Source organism: Pseudomonas sp. 1121_17, assembly GCF_052850745.1.
In genome coordinates, this window is record NZ_VXCX01000005.1 from 58,138 (window position 1) to 72,684 (window position 14,547).

At 62.1% G+C, this 14,547-nt stretch carries 14 protein-coding genes; all 14 read left to right on the top strand.

Annotated elements, in window-relative coordinates:
* Positions 1-117 precede the first annotated feature (117 nt).
* The 14 genes from FW789_RS12165 to FW789_RS12230 all read left to right on the top strand — a co-directional run bounded on the left by FW789_RS12165 (position 118) and on the right by FW789_RS12230 (position 14,487).
* On the top strand, positions 118-1,206 hold the full coding sequence (locus FW789_RS12165; RefSeq protein ID WP_101315323.1) for an efflux RND transporter periplasmic adaptor subunit: 1,089 nt from the start codon (positions 118-120) through the stop codon (positions 1,204-1,206).
* Complete coding sequence (locus FW789_RS12170; protein ID WP_103435623.1) at positions 1,203-2,270, top strand: efflux RND transporter periplasmic adaptor subunit; 1,068 nt, start codon at positions 1,203-1,205, stop codon at positions 2,268-2,270. The genes FW789_RS12165 and FW789_RS12170 overlap by 4 nt, the downstream gene beginning before the upstream one ends.
* Entirely contained in the window at positions 2,267-5,323 is a 3,057-nt protein-coding gene (locus FW789_RS12175) for an efflux RND transporter permease subunit (protein WP_446431495.1), read from the top strand. The genes FW789_RS12170 and FW789_RS12175 overlap by 4 nt, the downstream gene beginning before the upstream one ends.
* Positions 5,324-5,500: 177 nt before the next feature.
* Positions 5,501-5,683: a sulfur starvation response protein OscA gene (gene oscA, locus FW789_RS12180; RefSeq protein ID WP_101315329.1), complete on the top strand. Its 183-nt coding sequence runs from the start codon at positions 5,501-5,503 to the stop codon at positions 5,681-5,683.
* A gap of 48 nt (positions 5,684-5,731) precedes the next feature.
* The gene (locus FW789_RS12185; RefSeq protein ID WP_101315331.1) at positions 5,732-6,739 is read left to right on the top strand and encodes a sulfate ABC transporter substrate-binding protein; all 1,008 of its coding nucleotides are present in this window, start codon (positions 5,732-5,734) and stop codon (positions 6,737-6,739) included.
* Positions 6,740-6,828: 89 nt separating this feature from the next.
* Positions 6,829-7,647 carry a sulfate ABC transporter permease subunit CysT gene (cysT, locus tag FW789_RS12190; RefSeq protein WP_103435625.1) on the top strand — a complete coding sequence of 273 codons (819 nt, stop codon included), beginning with the start codon at positions 6,829-6,831 and terminating at the stop codon, positions 7,645-7,647.
* A gap of 13 nt (positions 7,648-7,660) precedes the next feature.
* Positions 7,661-8,533 (top strand): sulfate ABC transporter permease subunit CysW, encoded by an 873-nt coding sequence (gene cysW / locus FW789_RS12195; protein WP_103435626.1) that lies wholly within the window; start codon positions 7,661-7,663, stop codon positions 8,531-8,533.
* 3 nt (positions 8,534-8,536) lie between these two features.
* Positions 8,537-9,526: a sulfate/molybdate ABC transporter ATP-binding protein gene (locus FW789_RS12200; RefSeq protein WP_101315337.1), complete on the top strand. Its 990-nt coding sequence runs from the start codon at positions 8,537-8,539 to the stop codon at positions 9,524-9,526.
* 245 nt (positions 9,527-9,771) lie between these two features.
* Positions 9,772-10,575 (top strand): energy transducer TonB, encoded by an 804-nt coding sequence (locus FW789_RS12205; protein ID WP_207072880.1) that lies wholly within the window; start codon positions 9,772-9,774, stop codon positions 10,573-10,575.
* 58 nt (positions 10,576-10,633) lie between these two features.
* On the top strand, positions 10,634-11,359 hold the full coding sequence (locus FW789_RS12210; RefSeq protein ID WP_103435628.1) for a MotA/TolQ/ExbB proton channel family protein: 726 nt from the start codon (positions 10,634-10,636) through the stop codon (positions 11,357-11,359).
* Between the two features lies 1 nt (position 11,360).
* Positions 11,361-11,762 (top strand): ExbD/TolR family protein, encoded by a 402-nt coding sequence (locus tag FW789_RS12215; RefSeq protein ID WP_446431496.1) that lies wholly within the window; start codon positions 11,361-11,363, stop codon positions 11,760-11,762.
* A gap of 179 nt (positions 11,763-11,941) precedes the next feature.
* Positions 11,942-12,523 (top strand): alpha/beta hydrolase, encoded by a 582-nt coding sequence (locus tag FW789_RS12220; RefSeq protein WP_103435629.1) that lies wholly within the window; start codon positions 11,942-11,944, stop codon positions 12,521-12,523.
* Positions 12,524-12,586: 63 nt separating this feature from the next.
* The gene (locus FW789_RS12225; RefSeq protein WP_411562340.1) at positions 12,587-13,522 is read left to right on the top strand and encodes a sigma 54-interacting transcriptional regulator; all 936 of its coding nucleotides are present in this window, start codon (positions 12,587-12,589) and stop codon (positions 13,520-13,522) included.
* Between the two features lie 179 nt (positions 13,523-13,701).
* Positions 13,702-14,487 carry a MetQ/NlpA family ABC transporter substrate-binding protein gene (locus FW789_RS12230; protein WP_411562339.1) on the top strand — a complete coding sequence of 262 codons (786 nt, stop codon included), beginning with the start codon at positions 13,702-13,704 and terminating at the stop codon, positions 14,485-14,487.
* Positions 14,488-14,547: the final 60 nt, after the last annotated feature.

Consider the following 14,547-nt stretch of genomic DNA (forward strand, 5'->3'; position numbering starts at 1 on the left):
TGAATGATTATGCGGGACTGGCGCGACAATCGGTGTACGTCAATGCTGATTGCGGAACCCTGATCTACGCTAACAGTCGCATCCCTCGAACCATTTGCGCGCAAGCAAGGAGCACGCATGCCGTTAAGGCGTCTATTGTCGGTCGCTTGCCTGGGTTATTTGTCGCTATTGGTGGGTTGCAAGGAAGAAATTGCCCCGCCGGAATTGCCCAGAGTAGGTGTACAGCAAGTCCAGACCACAGATTTTGCCGCCAACGTGACCCTTACCGGTGACGTCCAGGCGCGTGTGCAGACCGACCTGTCTTTCAGGGTCGGCGGCAAGATCATCTCGCGCAGCGTCGACGTCGGCGATCACGTCAAGGCCAACCAGGTGCTGGCGCGGCTCGATCCCAAGGACCTGCAGAACAACGTCGACTCGGCCAAGGCCGAGGTATTTGCTGCGCAGGCGCGGGTAACCCAGACCAGCGCAGCCTTCGTTCGCCAGCAGAAACTGCTGCCCAAGGGCTACACCAGCCGCAGCGAATATGATTCTGCCGAGGCGGCGCTGCGCGGCAATCAAAGTGCTTTGAAGGCCGCTCAGGCGCAGTTGGCCAATGCCAGGGAGCAATTGAGCTACACCGCGCTGGTTGCCGACGCTGATGGCGTCATTACCTCGCGCCAGGCCGAGGTTGGCCAGGTGGTGCAGGCGACCATGCCGATCTTTGGCCTGGCCGTGGACGGTGATCGCGATGCGGTCTTCAACGTCTACGAATCGCTGCTGATGGCGCCGCCCAGCGACGCGCCAGTGATCGTGAAGCTGCTCGACAACCCGCAGGTGCAGGCGCAGGGCCAGGTGCGCGAAGTGACCCCGACAGTGTCTGCCGACAGCGGCACGGTGCAGATCAAGGTCGCCCTGCAGAGTGTGCCCGCCGGCATGCAACTCGGCTCGCCTGTCACCGCCAGCGGCCGCACCCAGGGCCGGCCGAGCATCGAACTGCCGTGGTCGGCCTTGACCAAGGCGCTCAAGGAGCCGGCAGTGTGGGTGGTCGGCGAGGGCGACAAGGTTGAACTGCGCCCAGTCCAGGTCGGCCGCTATCTCACCGGCAGAGTGGTGATTGCCGATGGCGTCAAAGGCGGCGAGACCGTGGTGGTCAGCGGCGGGCAGCTTTTGCACCCCGGTATGCAGGTTGAGAAAGTCAACGCCAAGGACGGAGGCGCCGCGCCATGAAAGCAGTGCTGCTGATACTCTGCTCGGCTGCGCTGCTGGGCGGCTGTGGCAAGGACGAGGAGGCTGCCGAACCGGTCCGCCCGGTGCTGTCGACCGTGGTCCAGCCGCAGGTTCAGGCGCAGTTGGGGCGCTTCGCCGGGACGATCCAGGCCCGCTATGAAAGCACCCTGGGCTTTCGCGTGTCAGGACGGATCGCCCGGCGCTGGCTCGATGTCGGCGCCCAGGTCAAACCGGACGATATTCTCGCCACCCTCGACCCGACCGATCAACAGAACCAGTTGCGTGCCGCCGAGGGCGACCTGGCGCGGGTCCAGGCGCAATGGATCAATGCCCAGGCCAATGCCCGCCGCCAGCAGCAGCTTTACGACCGTGGTGTTGGCGCCCAGGCCCAACTGGACATTGCCCAGACCGATCTGAAAACCACGGGTGCATCGCTCGAACAAGCGCGCGCCGCAGTCAGCCAGGCCCGCGACCAGCTCGACTACAGCACCTTGCGCAGCGACAACGCCGCAGTGGTCACCGCCTGGCGTGCCGAGGCCGGGCAAACCGTCAGCGCTGGCCAGGAAGTGGTCACGCTGGCCCGCCCCGACGTCAAAGAGGCGGTCATCGACCTGCCAATCGGCCTGGCCGAACAATTGAGTAAAGACCTGACTTTCACTGTTGCCGCGCAGCTCGACCCTGCGGTCAATACCACCGCGACCCTGCGCGAGCTGGAGCCGCAAGCCGACGCCACCACCCGCACCCGGCGTGCGCGTTTGACCCTGGCCAGTACCCCCGCAGCGTTCCACCTGGGCACGGCGATTAGCGTCAACCTGTCCTCGGCGGTCACCCCGCGTAGCGAGTTGCCGCTGAGCGCCTTGCTCGAACGCGACGGCAAGACCCAAGTGTGGGTCCTCGACACCCAACAAAAGACCGTGGCCCTGCGCGACGTGACCCTGATCGACCGCACCGCCAGCAGCATCGTCGTGGCCTCCGGCGTGCAGCCGGGTGAGCGCGTGGTGACTGCCGGCGTGAACAGCTTGAAGCCCGGCCAGCCGGTCAGCTTTGACGAGGATGCGCAATGAAAGGAAGCTTCAACCTGTCCGAATGGGCGCTCAAGCATCAGTCCTTTGTCTGGTACCTGATGTTCGTCAGTGTGCTGATGGGGGTGTTCTCCTACTTCAACCTGGGCCGTGAAGAAGACCCGTCGTTCACTATCAAGACCATGGTCATCCAGACCCGCTGGCCCGGCGCGACCCAGGACGAGACGCTCAATCAGGTCACTGACCGCATCGAGAAAAAGCTCGAAGAGCTGGACTCGCTCGATTACGTCAAAAGCTATACCCGCCCCGGTGAGTCGACGGTCTATGTGTATCTGCGCGATACCACCAAGGCGCCGGATATCCCGGCCATTTGGTACCAGGTGCGCAAAAAGATCGACGACATTCGCGGCCAGTTCCCCAAAGGTATTCAGGGCCCGGCATTCAATGATGAATTCGGCGACGTTTACGGCACCATCTATGCCTTCACCGCCGATGGCCTGAGCCAGCGGCAACTGCGTGACTACGTCGAGCAGGCCCGCGCCGAAGCCCGCGAAGTGCCCAACATCGGTAAGATCGAGCTGTTTGGCGTGCAGGACGAAGTGCTCTACCTGAACTTCTCCACGCGCAAACTGGCGGCACTGGGGATCGACCAGCGCCAGGTCATGCAGGCTCTGCAAGCCCAGAACGCAGTTACCCCAGCGGGGGTGATCGAGGCCGGCCCTGAGCGGATTTCGGTGCGCACCAGCGGCCAGTTCAGCTCTGAGAAAGACCTCGAGGGCGTCAACCTGCGGATCAATGATCGCTTCTTCCGCCTGGCCGACATCGCCAATATCCAGCGCGGCTACACCGACCCGCCTGCACCGATGTTCCGTTACAACGGCCAGCCGGCTATTGGCCTGGCCATTGGCATGAAAGCCGGGGGCAACATCCAGGCGTTCGGCGCCGACATGAAAGCCAAGATGGACCAGATCATCACCAACTTGCCGGTCGGGGTTGGTGTGCACACCGTGTCGGATCAGGCCGTGGTAGTGAAGAAGGCAGTTGGCGGCTTCACCAGTGCCTTGTTCGAGGCGGTACTGATCGTGTTGGCGGTGAGCTTCGTCAGCCTCGGTGTGCGCGCTGGGCTGGTGGTGGCTTGTTCGATCCCGCTGGTGCTGGCGATGGTGTTCCTGTTCATGGAATACAGCGGCATCACCATGCAGCGGATCTCGCTGGGTGCACTGATCATCGCTCTCGGCCTGCTGGTGGATGACGCGATGATCACCGTCGAGGTGATGGTCACGCGCCTGGAAATGGGCGAAACCAAGGAGCAGGCGGCCACCTTTGCCTATACCTCGACGGCCTTCCCGATGCTGACCGGCACTCTGGTCACGGTGGCCGGCTTTGTGCCCATCGGGCTCAATGCCAGCTCTGCCGGCGAGTACACCTTCACCCTTTTCGCGGTGATCGCAGTGGCGTTGATCGTGTCGTGGGTGGTGGCGGTGTTCTTCGCCCCGGTACTCGGCGTGCATATCCTCAAGGCCAACAAGGTCAAGGAACACGAAGCCAAGACTGGCCGCGTCGGTCGTGCCTTCGAGCATGGTTTGCTGTGGTGCATGCGCAACCGCTGGTGGACGATCATCGGCACGGTGCTGATCTTCGCTCTGGCGCTGTTTTCGATGCGCTTTGTGCAGAACCAGTTCTTCCCGTCATCGGACCGCCCGGAAATCCTGGTCGACCTCAACCTGCCGCAAAACGCCTCGATCGAGGAGACCCGGAAGGTGGTCGATCGGCTTGAAGCGAAGATCAAGGACGACCCCGATCTGGTGCACTGGAGCAGTTACATCGGCCAGGGCGCGATCCGTTTCTACCTGCCGCTCGACCAGCAGTTGCAGAACCCGTACTACGCCCAGCTGGTGATCGTCAGCAAAGGCCTGGAGGAGCGTGCCGGGCTGATGGACCGGCTGCGCAAGCTGCTGCGCGAAGACTTCGTCGGCATTGGCAGCAACGTGCAGTCGCTGGAGATGGGCCCGCCGGTGGGCAGGCCAATCCAGTACCGGATCAGCGGCAAGGACATCGACCTGGTGCGCAAGCACGCGATCGACCTGGCGACCATGCTCGACAGCAATCAGCATATAGGCGAGATGATCTTCGACTGGAACGAGCCGGGCAAAGTCCTGCGGGTCGAGATCGCTCAGGACAAGGCGCGTCAGTTGGGCTTGTCGTCCGAAGACGTCGCCAATGTGATGAACAGCATTGTCAGTGGCGTGCCGATCACCCAGGTCAACGACAGCATCTACCTGGTCGACGTGATCGCCCGCGCCGAAGACAGCGAGCGCGGCTCGCCCGATACCTTGCAGAACCTGCAGATATTGACTCCCAACGGCACCTCGATCCCTCTGCTGTCGATTGCCACGGTGCGCTACGAGCTGGAGCAACCGCTGGTGTGGCGCCGCGATCGCAAGCCGACCATCACCATCAAGGCCTCGGTCAACGGTGATATCCAGCCGACCGACCTGGTCAAACAGCTCAAACCGGGTATCGAAGAGTTCGCCAGCAAATTGCCGTCGGGCTACGAAGTGGCCACCGGCGGTACGGTCGAGGAGAGCAGCAAGGCGCAGGGGCCAATTGGCCAGGTTATCCCGTTGATGCTGTTCCTCATGGCGACTTTCCTCATGATCCAGCTGCACAGCGTGCAGAAGCTGTTCCTGGTGGTCAGCGTGGCGCCTTTGGGCTTGATCGGGGTGGTGCTGGCGCTGGTGCCGACGGGTACGCCAATGGGCTTTGTGGCGATCCTCGGAATCCTGGCGCTGATCGGCATCATCATCCGCAACTCGGTGATCCTGGTCACCCAGATTGACGAATTCGAGGCGCAGGGCCTGTCGCCCTGGGCGGCGGTGCTTGAGGCGACCAACCATCGCCGCCGGCCGATCCTGCTCACCGCAGCGGCGGCCAGCCTGGGCATGATCCCGATTGCCCACGAGGTGTTCTGGGGGCCGATGGCCTATGCCATGATCGGCGGCATCATCAGTGCAACGCTGCTGACGCTGTTGTTCCTGCCGGCGCTGTATGTGGCCTGGTACAAGATTCGCGAGCCAGAACAGTCGCCCAGCTAATACCGCGCGCCGTTCAGAAAAGGCCATTGTCCAGCACAGTGGCCTTTTTGCTTTTGGTTATATAAACATTCTTAAATAGTATTTTTAAGAATATCAGCGCCTCACTATTATCAGCTTCAAGCCAGGCGCAAATCCCCTTCAAACCCTGCCCGGCACTTCACTCAAAGGAGAACGAGCATGAGTGCATCCCTGCGTAGCATCGATGGTCAGGACGAAGCGACCATTTTGCGTGAGATCCAGGCCGCTCTGCGCGACCTGCGCTTCGGCGCGGTAGAGATCACCGTGCACAACGCTCAGGTCGTGCAGATCGAGCGCAAGGAGAAGTTCCGCCTGCAGCAGCCCGGCAACAAGACCGGCTGATCGCGCACTACCTACCAATTAAAAAAATGCCAATTCGGGAGCTTCACCATGTCCATCCGCCGTTATGCACTCGCCGCTCTGGCCAGTGCCGTGTTTGCCGGTTCCGCCATCGCCAAGGACTACGAACTGCTCAACGTGTCCTACGACCCAACCCGTGAGCTGTATCAGCAGTACAACGCCGAGTTCATCAAGCACTGGCAGCAGGCGCACCCGGATGACAAGGTCAAGATTCAGCAGTCCCATGGTGGCTCGGGCAAGCAAGGCCGTGCAGTGATCGACGGCCTGCGCGCCGACGTGGTGACCCTGGCCCTGGCTGGCGACATCGACGAAATCGCCAAGCTCGGCAAGACACTGCCAGAGAACTGGCAGACCCGCCTGCCGGACGCCAGCACACCGTACACCTCGACCATCGTCTTCCTGGTGCGCAAAGGCAACCCGAAAGGCATCAAGGACTGGGGCGACCTGGTCAAGAACGACGTGTCGGTGATCACTCCCAACCCGAAAACCTCCGGCGGCGCTCGCTGGAACTTCCTCGCCGCCTGGGCCTATGGTCTGAAAGCCGGCGGCAGCGAAGCCAAGGCCCAGGAATACGTGCAGCAGCTGTTCAAGCACGTGCCTGTGCTGGACACCGGCGCCCGCGGCTCGACCATCACCTTCGTCAATAATGGTCAGGGCGATGTGCTGCTGGCGTGGGAAAACGAAGCGTTCCTGGCCTTGAAGGAAGATGGCGGCGGCGACAAGTTCGAAATCGTCGTGCCTTCGCTGTCGATCCTCGCCGAGCCGCCAGTGGCAGTGGTCGACAAGAACGCGCAGAAGAAAGGCAACGAGCAGATCGCCGAGGAATACCTCAAGTACCTGTACAGCCCGGCCGGGCAGAAAATTGCCGCCGAGAACTTCTACCGCCCGCGTGACCAGAAAGTAGCTGCCGAATATGGCAAGCAATTCCCCAAACTTGACCTGGTGACCATCGACAAGGACTTCGGCGGCTGGAAAACTGCACAGCCGAAATTCTTCAACGATGGCGGTGTGTTCGATCAGATCTACCAGGCGCAGTAACTCGGCAGTACAGTGCCGCACTGGAGCTTCAGTAGCCTGCATAGGCCCGGGACTTGTCCCGGGCTTGATGCGTTAAACCAGGGACCTTTATGTCACGTCGTATATCCCCCGTCATACCCGGCTTCGGGCTGACTCTGGGCTACACCTTGGTGTACCTCAGCCTGATCGTGCTGATACCGCTGGCGGCCATGTTCGTGCATGCCTCGCAGCTGACCTGGGAGCAGTTCTGGAACATCATCAGCGCCCCGCGAGTGATTGCCGCGCTGAAGCTGAGTTTCGGCACTGCCCTGTTCGCCGCCATCATCAACGGCATCATCGGCACCCTGCTGGCCTGGGTGCTGGTACGCTACACCTTCCCCGGGCGCAAGATCATCGACGCGATGATCGACCTGCCTTTCGCCTTGCCCACGGCAGTCGCCGGCATCGCCCTGACCGCGCTGTATGCGCCGTCCGGCTGGGTCGGGCAGTTCGCCACCGACCTCGGTGTCAAGATCGCCTACACGCCGCTGGGTATCACCCTGGCGCTGACCTTCGTCACCCTGCCATTTGTGGTGCGGACGGTGCAGCCGGTGCTGGCCGACATCCCCCGTGAAGTCGAAGAAGCGGCTGCCTGCCTGGGCGCGAAACCGTTGCAGGTATTCCGCCATATCCTCATGCCGGCGCTGCTACCGGCCTGGTTGACCGGCTTCGCGCTGGCCTTTGCTCGCGGTGTTGGCGAGTACGGCTCGGTGATCTTCATCGCCGGCAACATGCCGATGAAGACCGAAATCTTGCCGTTGCTGATCATGGTCAAGCTCGACCAGTACGACTACACCGGCGCTACTGCCATCGGCGTCTTGATGCTGGTGGTTTCCTTCATTCTGCTGCTGCTGATCAACTTGCTTCAGCGGCGCATCGAAACCCCTTGAAGGAGGACCGCCCATGTCTGGTTCAACTCTAAGCGCAACGGCCGCCGCCAACGCCGCCCGCCGCGGCAGCGCCACCTCACGGCGGGTGCTGATCATTTCGGCCTGGCTGGTGTTTGCGCTGTTTCTGCTGTTGCCGCTGGTGATCGTGGTTTCCCAAGCGCTGAAGAACGGCTTCGGCACGTTCTTCGAGGCGATCTTCGAACCCGATGCACTGTCGGCGCTCAGGCTGACCTTGCTCGCGGTGGCCATTTCGGTGCCGCTGAACCTGCTGTTCGGGGTCAGTGCGGCGTGGTGCGTGAGCAAGTACAACTTTGCCGGCAAGAGCATCCTGGTGACCTTGATCGACCTGCCGTTCTCGGTCTCGCCGGTAATCGCCGGTCTGGTCTATGTGCTGATGTTCGGCGCGCAAGGCTTCTTCGGACCGTGGCTGCAGGATCACGACATCCAGATCGTGTTCGCCTTGCCGGGCATCGTCCTGGCGACCATCTTCGTTACCGTGCCATTCGTGGCCCGTGAGCTGATCCCGCTGATGCAAGAGCAGGGCACTCAAGAGGAAGAGGCCGCGCGCCTGCTTGGCGCCAATGGCTGGCAGATGTTCTGGCACGTGACCCTGCCCAACATCAAATGGGGCCTGATCTACGGCGTGGTGCTGTGTACTGCGCGAGCGATGGGCGAGTTTGGTGCGGTGTCGGTGGTGTCCGGGCATATCCGCGGGGTTACCAACACCTTGCCGCTGCACGTCGAAATCCTCTACAACGAATACAACCACGTCGCGGCGTTCAGCGTGGCGAGCTTGCTGCTGATCCTGGCGCTCTTCATCCTGCTGCTCAAGCAGTGGAGCGAGAACCGTATTAACCGTCTGCGCCAAAGCGCAGCGGAGGAATAATTCATGTCGATCGAAGTTCGTAACGTCAGCAAGCGCTTCAACAGCTTCCAGGCTCTGGACAACATCAACCTGGATATCAACAGCGGCGAGCTGGTGGCTCTGCTCGGCCCGTCGGGCTGCGGCAAGACCACCCTGCTGCGGATCATCGCCGGCCTCGAGACGCCGGACGATGGCAGCATCGTCTTCCATGGCGAAGATGTCTCCGGGCATGACGTGCGTGATCGCAACGTCGGCTTCGTGTTCCAGCATTACGCGCTGTTCCGCCACATGAGCGTGTTCGACAACGTCGCCTTCGGCCTACGCATGAAGCCCAAGGGCGAGCGGCCGAGCGAAAGCCGCATCGCCGAGAAGGTCCATGAGCTGTTGAACATGGTCCAGCTCGACTGGCTGGCCGACCGTTACCCCGAGCAGTTGTCCGGCGGCCAGCGTCAGCGTATCGCTCTGGCTCGCGCCCTGGCGGTCGAGCCCAAGGTACTGCTGCTCGACGAGCCGTTCGGTGCGCTGGATGCCAAGGTGCGTAAAGAGCTGCGCCGCTGGCTGGCGCGGCTGCACGAAGACATTAACCTGACCTCGGTATTCGTTACCCACGACCAGGAAGAAGCGATGGAAGTCGCCGACCGCATCGTGGTGATGAACAAGGGCGTGATCGAGCAGATCGGCTCGCCGGGTGAGGTGTATGAAAAGCCAGCCAACGACTTCGTCTATCACTTCCTTGGTGACTCCAACCGCATGAGCCTGAGTGAAGGCAACCATGTGCTGTTCCGCCCACACGAGGTGTCGTTGTCGCGGCATGAAACCGAAGGCCACCATGCGGCCGAGGTGCGTGATATTCGGCCGTTGGGCGCGACCACGCGGGTGACCTTGAAGGTGGAAGGGCAGAGCGAGCTGATCGAAGCCGAGGTGGTCAAGGACCATGACAGCCTGACCGGGCTGGCGCGGGGCGAGACATTGTTCTTCCGGCCCAAGGTTTGGCAGAAGGTTGCTGATATCTGATCCATTTTGGGGCCGCTTTGCGGCCCATCCCCCGCCAGACCAATGCCTCCCGTGAATATTTAATATGCCGTCCAGGCATCAAAATCCCCACCCTCCCGCCCAGCCCAACAACCACGCGACCTGCGGACCTCACTCGAAAACCAATATTCAATAAAGTTCTAACTTTACATATAAACATTACTTTCAGAGATAAGCGTCTGGCACCGATGATTCAGCCATGAATCAAGACCCCAGGAGTTTGATCAATGGGTAATGTCCATACGGCCGTCAGGGCCTATGACCAGCCATGGCGCCCGGCCCCGGGCGACCTGGTCGAGCTTGGACGCACGCTTCGTCTGCCACTCGGCCAGCTGCGCCTGCAACGCACGCCGGTCAGCGGCCTCAAGCGCCGCGACAAATGGGCCTTGGCACTGCTGGTAGTGGCGTTGCATGGCGCGGCGGCGTACTGGATCAGCCAGAGCCCGACCCCGCCGTTGCCGGTCGTGCCACCGCAGATCCCACCCATGACCATCGAGTTTTCCGCACCGGCCCCGCCCGTGGTCGAACCGCCACCGCCTGCACCAGCGCCTCCGGTAGTCGAGCCGCCACCGCCGCCGATAGTCGATGAGCTGGCGGCCAAACCTGCGCCCAAGCCTGTGCCTAAACCGAAACCCAAGCCGGTGCCAAAGCCTGTCGCCAAGCCCGTGCCGAAACCGGTGGAAACTCCGCCGCCGCCAGTTGCAGCACCTGCGCCAACGCCAACGCCAGCTCCACCGGCGCCAGCGCCGGTCACGCCGCCGTCGGCCAACGCTGCATACCTGAAGAACCCGGCGCCGGAATACCCGCAGATGGCCCAGCGCCGCGGCTGGGAAGGCACCGTGCTGCTCCGGGTCGAGGTCACGGCCAGCGGCAAGCCCGGCCAGATCCAGATTCAGAAAAGCAGTGGCCGCCCGGCCCTCGACGACGCCGCACTGGCGGCCGTCAAGCGCTGGAGCTTTGTCCCGGCCAAGCAGGGCGATGTCGCCCAGTCCGGCTGGGTAAGTGTGCCGATCGACTTCAAGCTGCGCTGATTACACCCCTGAACATGCACCTGAACCGTATACCGACCGAACATAGGAAGACTTCATCATGAGCCTGGCATCCGTATCTCCCCTCGAGTCCGTTGAAGTAGCCGTGATATGGCTGCTGGTTGTGTTCTCTGTCGCCACCTGGGGCCTGGCGCTGATCAAGGCCGTACAGTTCGTGCGCCTGAAGAACCAGGACAAACGCTTTCACAAGCAGTTCTGGGCTGCCTCCAGCCTCGACTCGGCGGCCGAGCTCAGCCACGAACTGCCAGGCCCGGCCGCCCGTGTGGCGCAGTCCGGGTACGCCGCCATCGCCGTGGGCGAGCCTGGCCATGCCAGCGACCTTAGCCAGTCGATCAACCATCAGGACCGCCTCGAACGCGCCCTGCGCCAGCAGATCGTGCGTGAACGGCGCTCGCTGGAAACCGGCCTTGCTGTAGTCGCCAGTATCGGCAGCACCTCGCCCTTCATCGGCCTGTTCGGCACCGTGTGGGGCATCATGGAAGCGCTCAAGGGCATCAGTGCGGCAGGTTCGGCCAGCCTCGAAACGGTGGCCGGGCCGATCGGTGCGGCACTGGTTGCAACCGGCGTTGGTATTGCCGTCGCGGTGCCGGCGGTGCTGGTCTACAACTACTTCCTGCGCCGGCTCAAGCTGACCGCTGCCGACCTCGATGACTTTGCTCATGACTTCTACAGCCTGGCCCAGAAGAGCGCCTTCCGCGTGCTGGTCCACCCGACCGCACACAAGCCTCAGGCCGGCTTCACCCAGCCCGTGAAAGAGGCGTCCTGATATGGCCTTTTCAACCCAGGAGAACGACGAAGTCCTCAGTGAAATCAACGTCACGCCACTGGTCGACGTCATGCTGGTGCTGCTGGTGGTGTTCATCGTCACCGCACCGCTGCTGACCAACGCCATACCGATCAATCTGCCCAAGACCGAAGCCGTGGCCCCGGTCGAGCAGAAAGACCCGCTGGTGGTGAGCATCGATGGTGGCGGCAAGCTGTTCATCAACAAGGACGAGATCCAGCCAGACCTACTCGAAAGCAACCTCAAGGCAGCCAAGCTCAAGGACGCCGAGCTGCGAGTGCAGCTGCAGGCCGACGATGGCGTCAATTACGGCGAAGTAGCCCGCGCCATGGCGGCGATCGAACGCGCCGGGATCACCAAGCTGGCGGTGATAACCGCACGCTAGAGCTCGTCGTACCCTCTTCAGGCAAGTGCTTCAGGGCCATACCTCTTGGCAGGGGGATGGCCCTTTTTTTATTTGCCAAAGGAAAATTGGTTATAAATAAATAGCTTCTTATTCCTTTACGGATATATCTCGCTCCCTATACTGGTCAACAAGCACGCAAACTTGCTGGAGGCGTCCCCATGCGCAATGAGTCAATTCGTTACCTGATTGTGCCGGGCTGGCAAGGATCGCCAGACAATCATTGGCAAAGCCACTGGCAGCGCAGCCTGCCCAACAGCGCTCGGGTCGAGCAGGCCGACTGGCTTACGCCGCAGCGGCGCGATTGGGTGCAGGCGCTGGGGCAGGCGATTGCCGCTGACAGTACGCCGGTAATCCTGATTGCCCACAGTCTGGGCTGCATCACCGTTGCCCATTGGGCCGCTGCAGCCAGCCCGGCTTTGCTCGCGCGGGTACGTGGCGCCTTGCTGGTGGCACCGGCGGATGTCGAACGGCCAACCTGCGCGCCGGCGCTGCGCAACTTCGCGCCGATCCCACTGCAGGCGTTGCCGTTTGCCAGCCAGGTGGTGAGCTCGGACAACGACCCGGCGGTGAGTGTGCCACGAGCGTTGTACCTGGCCCAGGAATGGGCGGCCGAGGCGGGCCTGTTGGCCAATGCCGGGCATATCAACGTCAAGTCCGGGCATGAGCGCTGGGAGCAGGGCTTTGCCTACCTGTACCGCCTGCAAAGCCGGATCGAGCAGCGCACGCTACGGCGCGCCTGACCCGCCAGTTATCCACAGAATGCCTGAGACGCCCGGCTGCTGATGGCCCGGCGGGAGTTTGTCATGACCTTGCACGCCCCTTTCGGCCAGCCGCTGCTGACCTTCCCCGAGCTGGATAAAAGCCCGCTGAGCATTCGCGCCAAGGCGCTGGTGTTTGTCGACCCGCGCTCGCAGCAGCTGCGCCGAGACCTGGAGCGTCTGGCAGTGCAGCCGTTGCCGGTGCTGATCCGTGGCGAAACTGGTACCGGCAAGGAGCTGCTGGCGCGGCAGATCCATCGCGCCAGCGACCGCGCCGGGCTGTTCGTTTCGGTCAACTGCGCCGCCATCAGCCATACCTACGCCGATGCCGAACTGTTCGGCTACAGCGCCGGCAGCCACGGCGGCACCGCCAGCAGCCGGGCCGGTTGGTTTGGTTCGGCCAATGGCGGCACGCTGTACCTGGATGAGATTGCCGATCTGCCGTTGGCGATTCAGGCCAAGTTGCTCGCCGCGCTGGAAAACCGCGAAGTGACCCGGGTCGGTGCGCAGCAGCCGCAGCCGGTCGACGTGCGCCTGGTTGCCGCTTCGAGCATTGACCTGGCCCTGGCCGTGGCGGCAGGGCGCTTCAACGAGCGGCTCTACCTGTACCTGCACGAGGGCGAGCTGGAACTGCCGGCACTGCGTGAGCGGGTAGGCGATATCCTGCCGTTGGCCGAGTACTTCGTCGGCATTTACAGCGCCCGGCTGGAGCGGCCGGTGCCACTGATCAGCGACCTGGCGCAGCAAGCGCTGGAGGCGCATACCTGGCCGGGCAATACCCGCGAGCTGGAAAACATCATCCATTTCGCACTGCTGGTGAGCGATGGCGAGGAGATCCTCGCCGAGCAACTCGACCTGCCCGACACCGCACCGCTGGCCAGCCTGACGGCGCGACTGAGCCAGCTCGCTCAGAGCCGTGAGCCGCACACCAGCGCAGCCCTGCGCCAGTTGCTCGAGTCAGCATTGGCGGCACTCAAATAGCCCATCATGCGGCTAATAAGCGAAGTCGATGGTGGCCAACTCTTTTTGATATAAGCAGCTAATCAAAAGATATTGTTCCGGAATATAAAATCCCGGTATCGTCCGCTTCACGCCCAGCGCAGCTTGCGCCGGGCACCCATATTGCCGTCGCCGATGGCTCAGCTTACTTAAGGATCACCATGAAGAAATCCCTGCTGACTGCGGCCCTGGCTGCTGCCCTGGCGCTGACTGGCGTTGCCCATGCGGCCGAGAAACTGGTAGTCGCTGCCACCCCGGTGCCGCACGCCGAGATCCTCGAACTGATCAAGCCGACCCTGGCCAAAGAAGGTGTCGACCTGGAGATCAAGGTCTTCACCGACTATGTGCAACCGAACGTGCAGGTCGATCAGAAGCGCCTGGATGCCAACTACTTCCAGACCCTGCCGTACCTGAAGAGCTTCAACGAAGGTAAAGGCACCAACCTGGTCACCGTGATCGGTGTCCACGTTGAACCCTTCGGCGGCTACTCGAAGAAGATCAAGAACCTCAGCGAGCTGAAAGACGGCGCTACCGTTGCCATCCCCAACGAGGGCAGCAACAGCGGCCGCGCCCTGATCCTGCTGCAGAAGGCTGGCCTGATCACCCTGAAAGACCCGAAAAACGCCCTGGCCACGCCGAAAGACATCGCCGAGAACCCTAAGAACCTCAAGTTCAAGGAACTTGAATCGGCCATGCTGGCGCGCGTGCTGGACCAGGTTGACCTGGACATGATCAACACCAACTACGCCCTTGAAGCAGGTCTGAACCCGGCCAAGGACGCCTTGATCATCGAAGGCAGCGACTCGCCGTACGTCAACTTCCTGGTGGCTCGCCCGGACAACAAGGACAGCGCTGCCATGCAGAAACTGGCCAAAGCGCTGACCAGCCCGGAAGTGAAAGCCTTCATCGCCAAGAAATACAGCGGTGCGGTACTGCCAGCGTTCTGATTCGCACGCTGACTGCCCTGAAAAAACGCCGACGCATTTGCGTCGGCGTTTTTGTTTCTG